The organism is Streptomyces sp. NPDC001858 (assembly GCF_053594615.1).
On sequence record NZ_JBSFEV010000044.1, the window covers coordinates 31,278 to 44,484 of the forward strand.

General features: G+C 72.3%; 13 protein-coding genes and 3 pseudogenes. 7 read left to right on the forward strand and 9 right to left on the reverse strand.

Translation table 11 applies throughout. The features are described from left to right. Nucleotides 1-16 precede the first annotated feature (16 nt). Genes ACWCPF_RS38665 through ACWCPF_RS38675 form a run of 3 tightly spaced genes read right to left on the reverse strand, consistent with a single transcriptional unit; the run spans nucleotide 17 to nucleotide 3,509 of the window. Complete coding sequence (locus ACWCPF_RS38665) at nucleotides 17-1,030, reverse strand: VOC family protein (protein ID WP_451049819.1); 1,014 nt, start codon at nucleotides 1,028-1,030, stop codon at nucleotides 17-19. Continuing rightward, entirely contained in the window at nucleotides 1,027-1,947 is a 921-nt protein-coding gene (locus ACWCPF_RS38670; RefSeq protein WP_451049820.1) for an alpha/beta fold hydrolase, read from the reverse strand. The genes ACWCPF_RS38665 and ACWCPF_RS38670 overlap by 4 nt, the downstream gene beginning before the upstream one ends. 8 nt (nucleotides 1,948-1,955) lie before the next feature. Further along, nucleotides 1,956-3,509, reverse strand: coding sequence for a bifunctional 3-(3-hydroxy-phenyl)propionate/3-hydroxycinnamic acid hydroxylase (locus ACWCPF_RS38675; protein WP_451049847.1), 1,554 nt, complete (start codon nucleotides 3,507-3,509; stop codon nucleotides 1,956-1,958). Between the two features lie 291 nt (nucleotides 3,510-3,800). Between ACWCPF_RS38675 and ACWCPF_RS38680 the strand changes: the two genes are divergently transcribed. The 7 genes and pseudogenes from ACWCPF_RS38680 to ACWCPF_RS38710 all read left to right on the forward strand — a co-directional run bounded on the left by ACWCPF_RS38680 (nucleotide 3,801) and on the right by ACWCPF_RS38710 (nucleotide 7,316). Continuing rightward, nucleotides 3,801-4,850 carry an amidohydrolase family protein gene (locus ACWCPF_RS38680; protein ID WP_451049821.1) on the forward strand — a complete coding sequence of 350 codons (1,050 nt, stop codon included), beginning with the start codon at nucleotides 3,801-3,803 and terminating at the stop codon, nucleotides 4,848-4,850. Between the two features lie 154 nt (nucleotides 4,851-5,004). After that, nucleotides 5,005-5,607, forward strand: coding sequence for a hypothetical protein (locus tag ACWCPF_RS38685; protein WP_451049822.1), 603 nt, complete (start codon nucleotides 5,005-5,007; stop codon nucleotides 5,605-5,607). Nucleotides 5,608-5,750: 143 nt separating this feature from the next. Next, a pseudogene (locus ACWCPF_RS38690) lies at nucleotides 5,751-6,101 on the forward strand (ABC transporter substrate-binding protein); the annotation flags it as partial. After that, a pseudogene (locus ACWCPF_RS38695) lies at nucleotides 6,101-6,259 on the forward strand (ABC transporter ATP-binding protein); the annotation flags it as partial. The pseudogenes ACWCPF_RS38690 and ACWCPF_RS38695, both read left to right, overlap by 1 nt. Next, on the forward strand, nucleotides 6,252-6,944 hold the full coding sequence (locus ACWCPF_RS38700; RefSeq protein WP_451049823.1) for an ABC transporter ATP-binding protein: 693 nt from the start codon (nucleotides 6,252-6,254) through the stop codon (nucleotides 6,942-6,944). The pseudogene ACWCPF_RS38695 and the gene ACWCPF_RS38700, both read left to right, overlap by 8 nt. Beyond that, a pseudogene (locus tag ACWCPF_RS38705) lies at nucleotides 6,941-7,099 on the forward strand (malate synthase A); the annotation flags it as partial. The gene ACWCPF_RS38700 and the pseudogene ACWCPF_RS38705, both read left to right, overlap by 4 nt. Before the next feature lie 7 nt (nucleotides 7,100-7,106). Further along, nucleotides 7,107-7,316, forward strand: a complete 210-nt coding sequence (locus ACWCPF_RS38710; protein WP_451049852.1) for a hypothetical protein — start codon at nucleotides 7,107-7,109, stop codon at nucleotides 7,314-7,316. Between the two features lie 185 nt (nucleotides 7,317-7,501). Here the strand turns inward: ACWCPF_RS38710 and ACWCPF_RS38715 are convergent, their stop codons facing one another. The 6 genes from ACWCPF_RS38715 to ACWCPF_RS38740 form a co-directional block, all read right to left on the reverse strand. Beyond that, nucleotides 7,502-8,260 carry a CbtA family protein gene (locus ACWCPF_RS38715; protein ID WP_451049824.1) on the reverse strand — a complete coding sequence of 253 codons (759 nt, stop codon included), beginning with the start codon at nucleotides 8,258-8,260 and terminating at the stop codon, nucleotides 7,502-7,504. A gap of 24 nt (nucleotides 8,261-8,284) precedes the next feature. Beyond that, nucleotides 8,285-8,503 carry a CbtB domain-containing protein gene (locus ACWCPF_RS38720; RefSeq protein WP_451049825.1) on the reverse strand — a complete coding sequence of 73 codons (219 nt, stop codon included), beginning with the start codon at nucleotides 8,501-8,503 and terminating at the stop codon, nucleotides 8,285-8,287. Between the two features lie 244 nt (nucleotides 8,504-8,747). Continuing rightward, entirely contained in the window at nucleotides 8,748-9,569 is an 822-nt protein-coding gene (locus ACWCPF_RS38725) for an ECF transporter S component (protein ID WP_451049826.1), read from the reverse strand. Beyond that, nucleotides 9,566-11,170, reverse strand: a complete 1,605-nt coding sequence (locus tag ACWCPF_RS38730) for an ABC transporter ATP-binding protein (protein WP_451049827.1) — start codon at nucleotides 11,168-11,170, stop codon at nucleotides 9,566-9,568. The genes ACWCPF_RS38725 and ACWCPF_RS38730 overlap by 4 nt, the downstream gene beginning before the upstream one ends. Beyond that, complete coding sequence (locus ACWCPF_RS38735; RefSeq protein ID WP_451049848.1) at nucleotides 11,167-12,285, reverse strand: energy-coupling factor transporter transmembrane component T; 1,119 nt, start codon at nucleotides 12,283-12,285, stop codon at nucleotides 11,167-11,169. Before ACWCPF_RS38735 ends, ACWCPF_RS38730 begins: the two co-directional genes overlap by 4 nt. Nucleotides 12,286-12,305: 20 nt before the next feature. Next, nucleotides 12,306-13,193 (reverse strand): hypothetical protein, encoded by an 888-nt coding sequence (locus ACWCPF_RS38740; RefSeq protein ID WP_451049849.1) that lies wholly within the window; start codon nucleotides 13,191-13,193, stop codon nucleotides 12,306-12,308. Nucleotides 13,194-13,207 lie beyond the last annotated feature (14 nt).

The window sequence follows — 13,207 nt, forward strand, 5'->3', positions numbered from 1 at the left end:
CCCACGGCCGGGGTCGTCAGTCGTCGGCGATGCCGGCGCCGCTGAGGGCGGGAACCGTCTTCTCCGGGCGGGCGAGGGAGCGGGCGCCGAGGCGGAACTGGTCGAGTTTGTCGACGATGGTCCGGCCGACGGGCAGATGGCCCCAGACGCTGATGCCCTGGTGGGTGGTGGGCTCCCAGGTGGTCTCGTCGATGACGATCGGGTTCCAGCCCACCTCCCACTCGAAGCCGGAGGGGGTGCGTGCGTAGTAGGAGAGTTCCTTGTCGTTGGTGTGCCGGCCGACGGAGAGGGCCATGTCGAAGCCGAGTTCGTGCACGCGCTCGTAGCTGCGGGCCAGGTCGTCGAGCGAGGCGGCCTGGATGTTGAGGTGCTGGACCCGCGTGCGGATCGGGTCGATCGGCAGGCCCCGTACGGCGGCGATCGCGATGGAGTGGTGGCGTTCGTTGACCCGCAGGAAGCGGATCTTGAGCTTGACTCCGCTGATGGTCTCGTCGATGCAGTCCGTCAGACGGGCGTCGAAGACCGTGCTGAAGTAGCCGCGCAGCAAGGTGGGCCTGGCGGAGGTGAGGGCGACGTGGCCCATGCCCGCGTCGCCGGTGACCCAGCCGGACGCGATCATCCGCAGGGGTTCGGGCGAGGTGACGGGCGTGGTGTAGATCTCCTGGGCGATGCCCTTGGGGCCGGGGAAGCGCAGGAGGCGTTCGACGCCGCGCAGCTCCGCCTCTTCCCTGGTTCCCTCGACGAGCGGCACGCCGTGGGCGTGTATGCGGTGCGCTATGCGTTCGAAGGTGGTGTGGTCGTCGATGTGCCAGCCGAGGGCGACGACGTCCTCGGCCGGTCCGCGCCGCAGCAGGAAGCGGCATTCCCGGTCGTCGAGGCGGAAACGCATGACGTCCGTGTCGAGGTCGTCGCGATGCATGCCGATGGCGTCGGTGCCGAAGCGGCGCCAGTCGGCGAAACGGTCGGTCTCGATGACCGTGTAGCCGAGGTGGACGGCGCCGAAGACGGATGCTCCCGGGGTGGCGTTCATCGGCGGCCTGCCAGGAAGTCGGCGCACAGCCGGTTGAACAGCTCGGCGCGCTCGAACTGCACCCAGTGCCCGGTGTTGGCGACCTCGTAGAGGTCGCAGTCGGGCATGCGGTCGGCCAGCATACGGCCGCCGGACGGACGGTTGACCTTGTCCGCCGCGCCCCACAGCACCAGCGTCGGCACGGGCAGCCGGGACAGCCGTGCGTCGCGGGTGAAGTCCATCTTCCACAGCGTGCGCAGCGCGTTCGGACCGGAGGGGCGGCGCAGCGGCGGCGCCGCGATCACCTCGGGATCGATGCTGGCCTCGTAGCGCGCGTCGATGACGGCGTCGGGCACGTCGGCGGCGTTGAACACGAGGTGGTTGCGGATGAACTTCTCCAGTTTGAGGCGCGAAGGCCCGTCCCCGGAGTAGTAGTCGAGCAGGCTGTTGAGGCCGGGGGTGGGCAGCGCGCGGGTGGTGCCGATGCCGCCGGGGCCCATGAGGACCATCCGCCCGACCCGGTCGGGGGTGTCCAGGGCGAGGCGCAGGGCGCAGGCGCCGCCGTAGGAGTTGCCGACCAAGTGGGCTCTGTCCAGGCCGAGTTCGTCGAGCAGGCCGCGGATTCCGTTGGCGAGGTATCCGAAGGGGTCGGCGCTGTCCATCCCCTTGGTGCTGCGGCCGTAGCCGGGCAGGTCGGGGACGATGACCCGGCGGTGCTTGGCCAGTTCGGCGATGTTGCGGGAGTAGTTGGAGACGCCGGAGGCACCGGGACCACCACCGTGCAACAGCAGAACGGGCAGGCCGTCACCGGTCCTGTCACCGGCTCTTTCACCGGTCTCGTCGCCGGTCGTCTCACCGGTTTCCGCGACGAAGATCTTCTTGCCGCCGACGTGGAGCAGGGACTCCTGCAAGGGCAGCGGCGCGGTGTGCGTGGTCATGGAGTTCCTCAGCTGACGGTCGAGGCGGTCGCCTGCGGTGCCGGTGCGAAACCGGCCGGGGGCGGCGGGAGCGGGGCGCCCTGGGGTGCGGCGGCGTAGACATAGGCGTCCGGGCGCAGCGCGAGGGTGGCCACGCGGTGCCGCGTCATCCAGGCGAGCAGGACGCCGTCGCTGTCGACGATCGCGCCCTCGGCCGGGCGGGAGCCGGCGGGCAGGACGGTCAGCGAGGGGACGCCGCAGCGGTCCCACGCGGGCTGCGCGGCGGGCAGGCCTCCGTGCAGGAGCAGCCAGCGGCCGCCGAGCAGGTCGTCCAGCCGCAGCCACCCGCCGTCGGGGCCCGTGACGCAGGGCTGGGGGATCTGGCGGCCGGAGGCCTTCGTGCGGGGGCGGGCCAGGAATCCCTTGGCGTAGTGGGCGACCGGGATCCAGTGCGCGTCCACCAGCCGGCTGCTAAGGGCGGACACGCGGCGGACGGCGTGCAGCGCGGTGTCCCGGACGTGGGCGAGGGGCAGCCGCCGCTCGGTGATGATCTTCCCGGTGAACACGGCCCGCCGGGTGATCTCCTTGACGTGCGGTTTGCGTTCGGCCTCGTAGGAGTCGAGGACCGTGTCGGGCAGTTCGCCGCGCAGCACGGCGGCGAGCTTCCAGCAGAGGTTGGCCGCGTCCCGCACCCCGGCGGCCATGCCCTGACCGATCCACGGCGGCATCGCATGCGCGGCGTCGCCCGCGAGGAAGACCCTGCCGACCCGGAAGCGGGCGGCGAAGCGGACGTGGTGGCTGTAGACGGTGGCCCGCAGGATCTCGATCTGGTCCCGGCCGATCCCGTACTTGGCGACCATGGCGTGGATGGCGTCGTCGGTGGTCAGGTACGTCTCGTCGTCGCCGGGCAGGATCGGGAACTCCCAGCGGTGATGGCCGAGCGGGGTCGGACAGTCGACAGCCGGGCGGGCGGGGTCGCAGCGGAAGCGCAGCCGGTCGTGGTCCGGCCACGGCTTCAGCATCTTGGTGTCCACGACCACCCAGCGGTCCTCGTACGTCCGTCCCTCGTATCCCACGTTCAGCCGGGCGCGGGTCAGGCTCGAGCCGCCGTCGGCGGCGATCACGTACTTCGCGCGCACCCGTCGTACGGAGTCGTCGGCGGTCCCGACCACCGTCAGCTCCACTGCGTCGGCGTCCTGGCTCAGCCGCAGGCACTCGTGCCGCAGGAGGATCTCGACGTCGGGGTAGCGGTCGACGCCGTCGCGCAGGACCTGCTCCAGCGCCGGCTGGTAGAGGAACATCTGCGGCGGGTGGCCGTGCCCGCGCGGTGAGGGGCAGGCGCTTAGGAAGGTGCGGCCGCGCGCGTCGACGAAGTCGAGCGGCCGCTCGGCGAGCATGTCCTGCTTCAGCCGGTCCGCCAGCCCGATCCGCTGCCAGATCCGGAGGACCTCCTCGTCGGTGGAGATGGCCCGCGCCCGGGAGTAGATCTCCGCGTCGCGCTCCAGCACGACCACCCTCAGCCCCAACGCTCCCAGCAGGTTCGCCGCGGTCACGCCGGTGGGCCCGTACCCGATCACCGCCACGTCGTACGGAGCGTCTCCGCCGCTGTCCGCGCCGCTGTCGTCGGCTCCGGCCTCGGCTCCGGCCTGGGCTTTGACCTTGGCATTGACCTTGGCATTGATGTCGCTCACCAGGCCACCTCACTGTCTTTCATCGACTCTTTGTTGGAACGTTCACTACTATTGGAACGCTCGCTACGCTAATCTCGCTGCCGGAGACGGTCAAGGGTCGGCACGGAAGACGGCGGCCCGCATGTCACCGTCGAGGCCGCCGCCGCGTCGACCTGCTCATCCAGAAAGCCGAGACACCTCCCCATGACCACCGCACCCCGCCGGATCGACGTCCACCAGCACGTCGTCCCGCCCTTCTACCGCGACGCCCTCGCCGAGGCCGGCATCGCCGAGGCGGGCGGTCGCGCCCTGCCCGACTGGAGCCCCGAGGCCGCCCTGGAGCTGATGGACCTGCTGCAGGCCGAGACCGCGATCCTCTCCGTCTCCACCCCGGGCACCGGCTTCCTCACCGACCCCGGCGAGGCCGCCGCACTGACCCGACGGCTCAACGACCACTCCGCGTCCGTAGCCGCCGAACACCCCGATCGCCTGGGGTGGTTCGCCACACTGCCCATGCCCGACACCGCCGCGTCGGCGCAGGAGGCGGAGCGGGCCCTCACCGGACTCGGGGCGGACGGGGTCACGCTGCTCGCCAACAACCGGGGCGCCTACCTGGGCGCCGAGGGCCAGGACGCACTGTGGCGGGTGCTCGACGAGCTCGGCGCGGTCGTCTTCGTCCACCCCGCCGAACTCCCCGCACCCGCCGTCGACGGCATCCCGCCGTTCGCCGCCGACTTCCTCCTCGACACCACCCGGGCCGCCTATCTCCTCGTCCGCAACGGCGTCCCGCGCCGGTACCCGAACATCCGCTTCGTCCTCAGCCACGCCGGCGGCTTCGTCCCGTACGCCTCCCACCGCATGGCCGTAGCCATCGCCGCCGACACCGGGCGCAGTCCCCTCGACACGCTGGACGACCTGCGCGGCTTCTACTACGACACCGCTCTCTCCGCCAGCCCCGCCGCCCTGCCCACCCTGCTCGCCTTCACCCGCCCCGGACACGTCCTGTTCGGCAGCGACTGGCCGTTCGCCCCCACCCCCGCCGCCCAGTACTTCGCAGGCGGACTGGACAGCGGCCTGGATCCCGGCACCCTCGCGGCGGTCAACCGCAGCAACGCCGAAGCCCTCTTCCCCCGCCTGGCGGCGAAGCCGGCCGCGCCGGCGCCGGCCCGGCCGCTTCCGGTACGGCTGCGCCAGTCCGCGCAACGGGCCGGCGCCCGCCTCTTCTACAGGCTCATCCAGGCCGGAACCGACTGAGCGCCCGACCACTGCGGAGCACTCCCATGAAGTGACGCATCGTCAATTGCTTTTGGATCATGGCCACTTCACTGACCGAGTAGGGCAATCGCCGGCAGACGGTGGTCTACTGAGACGTATGCCCCTTACCGGCGATGAGCGGGAAGCTCTCATCATGACTGTGGTCCTCGCAGGAGGCGGATCGGCGTTCCTCCTCGTGTGCGGGATCATCTGGGGATTCCCGTGGCAGGCGATCGCGCTCGTCATCGCTTTCATGGTCGTGCTCGGGGTCGCGCTCCCCGCCAGCACGCTGGCCCAGGTACGGCGCGACGCGGCGCGGCAGGCGAGCAGCCGCGGGACGCTGACCGCCTGGGCGCGCCGCAACGGAGGACGTTGCGAGAGCGACGTGGCCGCGTTCAGCGCCGACGGGGAGCAGTGGAAGCTGCCGGCGAGCCCGCTGTTCCAGGGCGAACTGCTGGCCGTGCTGCGCCGGAACGACGTCGAGGTGGGCATCGCCTGCTGCATCGTCGACGAAGGCCTCGAGGCGGGAAACAGCTGGTACACGGCGATCCTGGTCCGCCTCTCCGAACAGCGGCCGCCGGTCCGACTGCACCGCCGGGAGATCCGCGAACTGGACCTGCCGGAGGGCGTGGCGTCGGTGGAGATGGGCCGCCAGGAGCTCTGCGTGCGGTACGCGGGCTGGCCCGACCGGCCACAACTGCTGGACGCCCGGGTCGACGCGGCCGTCCGCCTGGCGGCGAGCCTGCCGCAGGCCTGACGCACCACCGGACGAGTCCGGGTGCGATGGGGATCACGTGCGCTCTTCTCAGGGTGGAGGACTGACGCCCGACAGCCGCGGGGAGCTCTGTTGTCGCAAAAGCATTGCAACAACAGTTCACTTGCAGCAAGGGTGTGAGGCTGATGACGACCCGTCGACTACGAGGTGCCGCCGTCGCGGCGGTGGTGATCACCGGGCTCGCCGCCTGCTCGGCACCGAGCAGCGGGTCGGGCGACGACACGTCCGCCGACTCCGTCGTGATCGGGGTGGGCTACGAACCGGACACCTTCAGCCCCCTGCTCGGCTACGGCAAGGACGGCAACTCCAAGATCTTCGACGGCCTGCTCACCCGGGACGCCGGCCTGGAGCTCAGACCCGCCCTCGCCAAGGAGCTCCCCGCCGTCGCCGACGACGGCCTCACCTACACCTACGCCCTGCGCGACGGGGTGAAGTTCAGCGACGGCGAGCCGCTGACGGCCGACGACGTGGTCTTCCGATCCCCGGCATGCCCCCGGAACTCGGCGACCTCCCCGACGGCTGCGCCTTCGCCTCTCGCTGCGAGCGGGCCACCGGCGCCTGCGCCGCCCCGCCCCGGATGACCGACGCGGTCGCCTGCCACCACCCGCACGTCCCGAAGAAAGCCCGTGCTTGAACTGCACGCCGTCACCGCCGGCTACGACCGGCACGCCCCCGTGGTGCGCAACGCCTCCCTGACGGTCGAGCCCGGCGAAGCCGTCGGGCTGCTCGGCCCCAGCGGCTGCGGCAAATCCACCCTCGCCCGTGTCGCCGCCCCGCTGCACCGCCCCGACTCCGGAACCGTCCTCCTCGACGGCACGCCCGTGCCCGGCTGGCGCCACCGCGCCCCACGCGAACTGCGCACCGCCTTCGGCGTCGTCTTCCAGCAACCCAGGCTCTCCGCGGACCCCCGGCTACGGCTCACCGACCTGATCGCCGAACCCCTGCGCGCCACCGGCCGCCGCGACGCACTGCCCGAGCGGGTGACCGAGCTCGCCGCGAGCGTCGGTCTGACCCCGGACCTGCTGGGCAGACGCTCGCACGAAGTCAGCGACGGTCAACTCCAACGCGCCTGTCTCGCCCGGGCGCTCGTGCTGCGCCCGCGCTGGCTGGTGTGCGACGAGATGACGGCCATGCTCGACGCCTCCACCACGGCCGCGTTGGTCGCCGTCGTCGAGGACTACCGCCGGACCACCGGCGCGGGACTTCTCGCCGGCGGCCACGACCGCGCCCTCCTGAACCGCTGGTGCGACCGCACGGTCCACTGGGAGACGCTGCGCGGCGAACCGTCCCTCGCCGGGGGAACCCCGGAGCTGCTCTGACCCAGCACGTCCGCGTTCTCGCCGCCCCCGGCCGTCGGCACGGCGAGATCCTCACGCCCGCCGCCCTCGACTTCGTCAGCCGGCTGGTCGCCGCGTTCGGCAAGCGCCGTCAGGAACTCCTGAAGGAGCGGAAGCGGCAGGCGATCCGGTGCGCGGCCGAGTGTGTTCCGGCGCCGCCGCTCCGGCCGGATCGGGACAGCCGTCGGCTGGGGTTCCCACCAGGGTCTCCAGTTCCCGCAGCAGCTGCTCGCCGCGTCTGACCTGCTCGCCGAGGACCCGCACGCGGGCGCTCTGGCCGCCGATCTGCCGTCGGCTGGCGAGCAGTCGCCCATATTCCTCCGGCGTCAGGGCGACCGCCTCGCGGCCGCCTAACGTGATGCGGCGCGGCTGGGGCTGTCTGGCCACTCGGGTCCTCCGCTCCTCGCCTTCGTCGTCCCCGTCCGATCGATCCGTTCGCCGGGTCGTGTCCATGGTCCGAGTCGTCGGTGTCCGAAGAACGCGAGAGGGCCCACGGATGGTTCCGCGGGCCCTCTCGTCGCTTCGGTCATGCCGTCACGTCACTGAGGGGCGGCCACCGGTGCGCCCGCGGACACCGCGGCGGGCTTGGGGTGCAGCAGCCGTTCGGCCAGCTCGCCGAACAGCAGGCCGAAGCCTCCCCACAGTGTGACCTGCATGGCGAGGGCCGAGATCCGGAACTTCCACAGCACAGCGGCCGGGAAGTCCGACGGCACCTCGTTGATGACGGGCAGGAACGCGTACGCCAGCCCGATCACGACGGCGAAGCCGAAGACGGCGGCCACGCTGGCGTACCAGGTGCCCAGCTTCGGCGCGAGGCGCTTGCCCGCGATCACCGCGCCGACCGCGAGGAGCACGCTCAGCACCATCATCAGCAGGTAGAGCGTGGTGCGCTTGGCGATGGTGTCGTGGTCGCCGACGGCGGGCGGATTGGCCGGGTACTTCAGGAACGGCACCACGTAGACGGCGATCAGGGCCGCGCCGGAGAGCAGCAGGGCCGTGGCGCGCGCGCCGAAGCGGCCGACGCGGCCGAGCGCGAAGCAGTAGGCGAGGGCGGCGATGCCGCCGAACGCCACCCCGTAGATCAGGACGCCGGTGGCCAGGCCGGCGGTGGACTGCAGGGAGCGGGAGACGAGTTCGACCTCGTGCGCATGGGCGGGTGCCTGCGACTCCTCGAAGGCGATGGCGCTGTCGACGCTGGGTTCACCGAGGAAGTAGGCGACGATCAGGGCGAGCACGCCGGCGCCGAGGCCGGCGAGCATGCCCCGCACGAGAAGGTTTCTTACCGTTGCGGAGTTCATGGGTGTGCTGTGCCCCTCGTGACGTCAGTGGCAGGGGAAGCCGAGCAGGTGGCGGGCGTCGTGCACCCACTCGTGGACTTCCTCGCCGGAGACGACGGAGGTGGCGCCCTGCTCGGCGCCGACGAAGTACAGCAGGACCAGCATCAGGATGCCGACGAAGACGGCCCAGGGGGCGATGTCCTTCAGCGGGAGCTTGGCGGGTACGACGGGGGTGGCAGTCGGCTGAGCGACATGCTGCGCCATGGCAGGGGCCTCCTCTGGGAGTTCGCGTCCCAACTCGGTGGTGCACAGGACGACGGTCCCGGGTCTGACTCGCGATGCGCCCCCTTTTCGGGGTGCACCGTCCACAGTGGCGCGACCGTGCCGGGTTCCCACCGGCTTCCGTGATGCCGTCGTCGTTATCACAGCGACGGTACCGCCTGTCGGGTGCATGGCCAATAGCACCTCACCTGGCGAGATTCTGCTCTCCCGCGCCGGGTGACCCGGATCACCGGTCGGAAGCCGTGGGCTCGGTCGTCCGGGGCGCCGCGAAGCGCACCGGGGCGCGGAAGCGGGCCCGGCGGGCGGCGCGGCGGAAGGTCGTCAGGACCGCGGGGCCGGCCAGCAGCACGCAGACGAAGTTGGTGACCGCGCGGCCGGTGTCCCAGCCGAGGGAGGTGGCGATGTCGAAGGCGATGTAGCGCTGCCACTGCTCGGTGAAGGGCAGGCCGGGGAGGTAGGCGATGGAGCTGCCGGGGTCGAGGGAGAACGGCCAGAAGGAGAGGTTGAGGAGGAAGCCGAAGAGGTAGCCGGAGAGGGATCCGTAGCCGGCGAGCATCAGGACCTCGCGTCGGCCGCTCGCCCGGGGGAGGAATCCGGCGAGCATCCCGACGAAGGCGCAGCCGAACATCTGGTACGGCATCCACGGCCCGACGCCGCCGGTGATGAGGGCGGAGGCGAACAGCGAGGTGCAGCCGAGCGTGAAGCCGAATCCGGGGCCGTAGACGCGCCCCGCCAGGACCAGGACGAAGAACACGGTCTCGATGCCGGCGGTGCCGGCGCCGAGGGGGCGCAGGGCCGCGTTGACGGCGGACAGGACGCCGAGCATGGCGAGCGCCTTGGAGTCGATGCCGCCCTCGGCGATCTCGGAGAGCACCACGCACAGGACGAGCAGGAGCAGCACGCCGAAGATCAGCGGGGGTGCGTAGTTCGAGGCGAAGGCGCCCGGCGCCACGACGAACGGCCAGAAGAACGCGACCAGTCCGAGGAAGGCGGCCATCGTCATCACGATGCCGACGCGCGGGGTGAGCCGGATGGCCGCGGCCGTCATGCGAGCGCCTCCCGTACCTGATCGACCGTCAAATAGGGCAGTGGGGCGAGGATTTTGGCGGTCTGCGGAGCGAACACGGGTGAGGCGACGATGACTTCGGCGGTCGGTCCGTCGGCGACGATGTCCCCTTCCGCCATGACGACCACCCGGTCGGCGGCGCGGGCGGCGAACTCGACGTCGTGGGTGGAGATCACCACCGCTCTGCCCTCGGCCGCGAGCGCGTCGACGATGGCGGTCAGTGCCGTTTTCGCCCGGTAGTCCAGGCCGCGGGTCGGCTCGTCGAGCAGGACGGTCGTGGGGGCGGCGGAGAGCTGGATGGCGAGGACCAGGGCGAGTTTCTGGCCCTCCGAGAGGTCGCGCGGGTGGGTGGAGTCGGGGATGCCGGGCGCGAGCCGGTCCAGGACGGCCCGGGCGCGCAGTTCGGTGCCGGACTCCGTGTCCGCCTGGTCGAGTTCGGCCCGCACGCTCTCCAGGTAGAGCAGGTCCGCCGGGGTCTGCGGGACCAGGCCGACGAGCCGGCGGGCTCGCGCGGCGCCCACCTCGTGCGGATCGGCCCCGCCCACCCGGACCTTCCCGGCGCTGCGTCGTCCCGACCCCTGGAGGGCCCACAGCAGGGAGGACTTGCCGGAGCCGTTGCGGCCCATCAGGGCGGTGACCTCGCCCGCGTGCAGATCGAGGTCGACTTCCCGGACCGCCGGGACGCTCTTGTAGCTGACGGTGACACCGCGTGCGGTGAGCAGGCAGGGGCGGTCCCCTGCCGCGGGCGGGCGGACGGGGGCCGGGGTCCGGTCGGCCAGCCGGGCGCGCAGGGGTGCGGCGGCGCGCCGGGCGTCACGGACGGACAGCGGCAGCGGCGACCAGTCGGCGGCCCGCCCCAGCTCGACGATCGGCGGCGCGATCGTGGACGTGTGCAGGATGTCGGCGGGCGCGCCGATGCGGGCGTGGCCGTCGCCGGGGAGGTGCAGGACGCGGTCTGCGTACTGGACGACGCGTTCCAGGCGGTGTTCGGCCATGAGGACGGTGACGCCGAGGTCGTGCACGAGGCGGGTGACGGCGGCGAGAACCTCCTCGGCGGCCGTCGGGTCGAGGGCGGAGGTGGGTTCGTCCAGGACCAGGACGCGGGGGTGGGCGGTGAGGACGGAGCCGATGGCCACGCGCTGCTGCTGACCGCCGGAGAGCTCGTGCAGGGCGCGGTGGCGCAGCTCGGCGAGGCCGAGCAGGTCGAGGGTCTCCTCGACACGCTTGCGCATGGTGGCCGGGGGAATCGCCAACTGCTCCATGGCGTAGGCGAGTTCCTCCTCGACGGTGTCGGTGACGAAGCCGTCGAGGGGGTCCTGGCCGACCACGCCCACGACGTCGGCGAGTTCGCGGGGCGGGTGGTGGGCGGTGTCGCGGCCGTCGACGAGGACGCGGCCGTACAGGGTGCCGCCGGTGAAGTGCGGCACCAGGCCGTTGACCGCGCCGAGGAGGGTGGACTTGCCGACGCCCGTATGGCCCACGACGAGGCAGAGTTCGCCCTCGTCCACCGTGAAGTCGACGTCCCGGAGGGCGGGTTCGGGCGCGTCGTCGTACTGGACGGTGACCTGGTCGAAGGTGATCACGACTCTCCGGGTGGGGGTGCGAGGAAGCCGGCCGTGCCGGCGAGGAGGATCGCGGCCGTCGGCACCAGCGGCAGCTCGGGCCAGGTGAGGGGGTAGAAGGTGGGGTTGAGCTGGGCCGGGTCGTAGCCGAGGTTGCCCAGGAGCAGGACGGCGGACAGCACTCCGCTGCCGGCCACGGCCCACTCGGGCAGCCGCCAGGGGTCGGGCCGGTAGGTGGTGCGGGTGACGCGCCGGCCGCCCAGGCGCAGGCCCGCCACGCACAGCGCCGCGCCGAGTGCCATGGCGGGCAGGCCCAGCAGGGCGGGCGCGGTCGCGTCGAGCAGCCCGTAGGCTCCCGCGCACAGCCCGCACATGCCCAGCAGGATCAACGCCCCGGTGATCCGGCGGGAGTGGGGGGTGGCGGTGCCCGCGCGGCCGTAGCCCCGGGAGTCCATCGCGGCGGCCAGCCGCAGCGAGCGCTCCAGGGCGTCCTCCAGGACGGGGACGACGATGCCGCGCAGTGCCTTGGATCCCTGGGTCCGCCCGGCGCGCAACTTCCGTGCCTTGGAGACGCGTTGGACGCTCTGGACGAGTTGCGGGGCCACGCTGATCGCGACGGTGACGGCGACGCCGAGTTCGTACAGGGCGCCGGGCAGTACCCGCAGGGCGCGCTTGGGATTGGCGAGCGTGTTCGCCGCGCCGATGCAGCACAGCATGCAGGCCAGCCGCAGCCCGTCGGTGGCCGCCGAGAGCACCGCCTCCAGCGACACGGGGCCGCCGATCTGGATGCCCGCGTACCAGTCGGGGGTGGGGATGCGCGGGAGGGAGAACAGGAAGTGGTCGCGCGGGGTGATGCCGGTGGCGAAGACCGCGCGGAAGACGACCCGGATCATGACGACGGTCAACGCCAGGTACAGGTAGTACTTGAAGCCGCGCGCCCAGGGCGCCTGCGTGCGCCGCGCGGTGACGACATAGCCGAGCACGGCCAGGACCAGGAACAGCAGCAGCGGGTTGTTGGTCCGGCTGACGGCGGTGGCGAGCGCGAGCGCCCACACCCACCAGGCCACCGGGTGCAGGATGCGCGGCAGACGTCGGCCGCCCCGGTCCGACGCGGGCGCGGTGCGCGGCGCCGCCATGGTCGTACGGGCCACCGCGGTCACTCGGTACGGCGGCGGCGACGGGCCACGAAGGCCGCCGCCCCGCTGATCAGCAGGACGAGCGCCGTACCGGTGACGACCGGCACGACCGAACCGGAGTCGTGGCGGGCGGCGGCCGCCGGGGCGGCGTCGACGACCCGGGAGGCGGCGCTCGGTGCGGCGGCGGCCGAGGAGCTCACGGCGGCGCTCGCCGAGGGGCTGGGCGAGGGCGACGGTGTCGTGCTCGCGCTCGCGCTCTTGCTCGGCGTGGGCGTCGTCGGCCGGGGTGCGGCGGACGTGGCGGGCTGTTCGGGAGCCGGTCCGGTGTCGACGTCCGGCGGCGGCTCGGGGGCCTTGTCGGTGGCCGCGGGCGTCGCCGCGTCGCCCTGCGGCCGGGTGTTGTGGGCGCGCAACCGGTCCGGGGAGACGGTGGGCCGCCCCTCGGTGCCCCCGATGTCGGTGCCGCCGAAGATCCACAGGTCGACGCTGCCCGGCTTCGGCTTGTAGAGCATGGCGCCCAACTGGCTGTACTCCCAGTCGTTCTCGCCCGGGTCGGCGTGCCAGTACGACCAGTAGGCCGAGGCGGGCGGTGTGAGGACGCAGTCGTCCTGTGCGGCCGTCGGGAACTGCTTGCCGTTCTTGAAGCCGCTGTAGCCGATGCGACAGACGAAGGCGGGCCCGTCGTGCCCGGTGCCGGCGGTGCGCCAGCCGCCCTGGTTCAGCAGTTCGTAGCCGGTGGTGGGGGTCGTGCCGCAGGAGCGCAGGATCGGGCCGCCCCAGTCGCTGAAGTCGACGGCGAGCACCGCTCCGGACGTGGTCGTGCAGCGGCCCATCGGCTGCGGGGCCGCTACAGCCGGCCCGGCGGTCGCGACGAGGGCGGCGCAGGTCAGGCCCAGCGCCGCCAGCATGCCTGTCGGTCGTG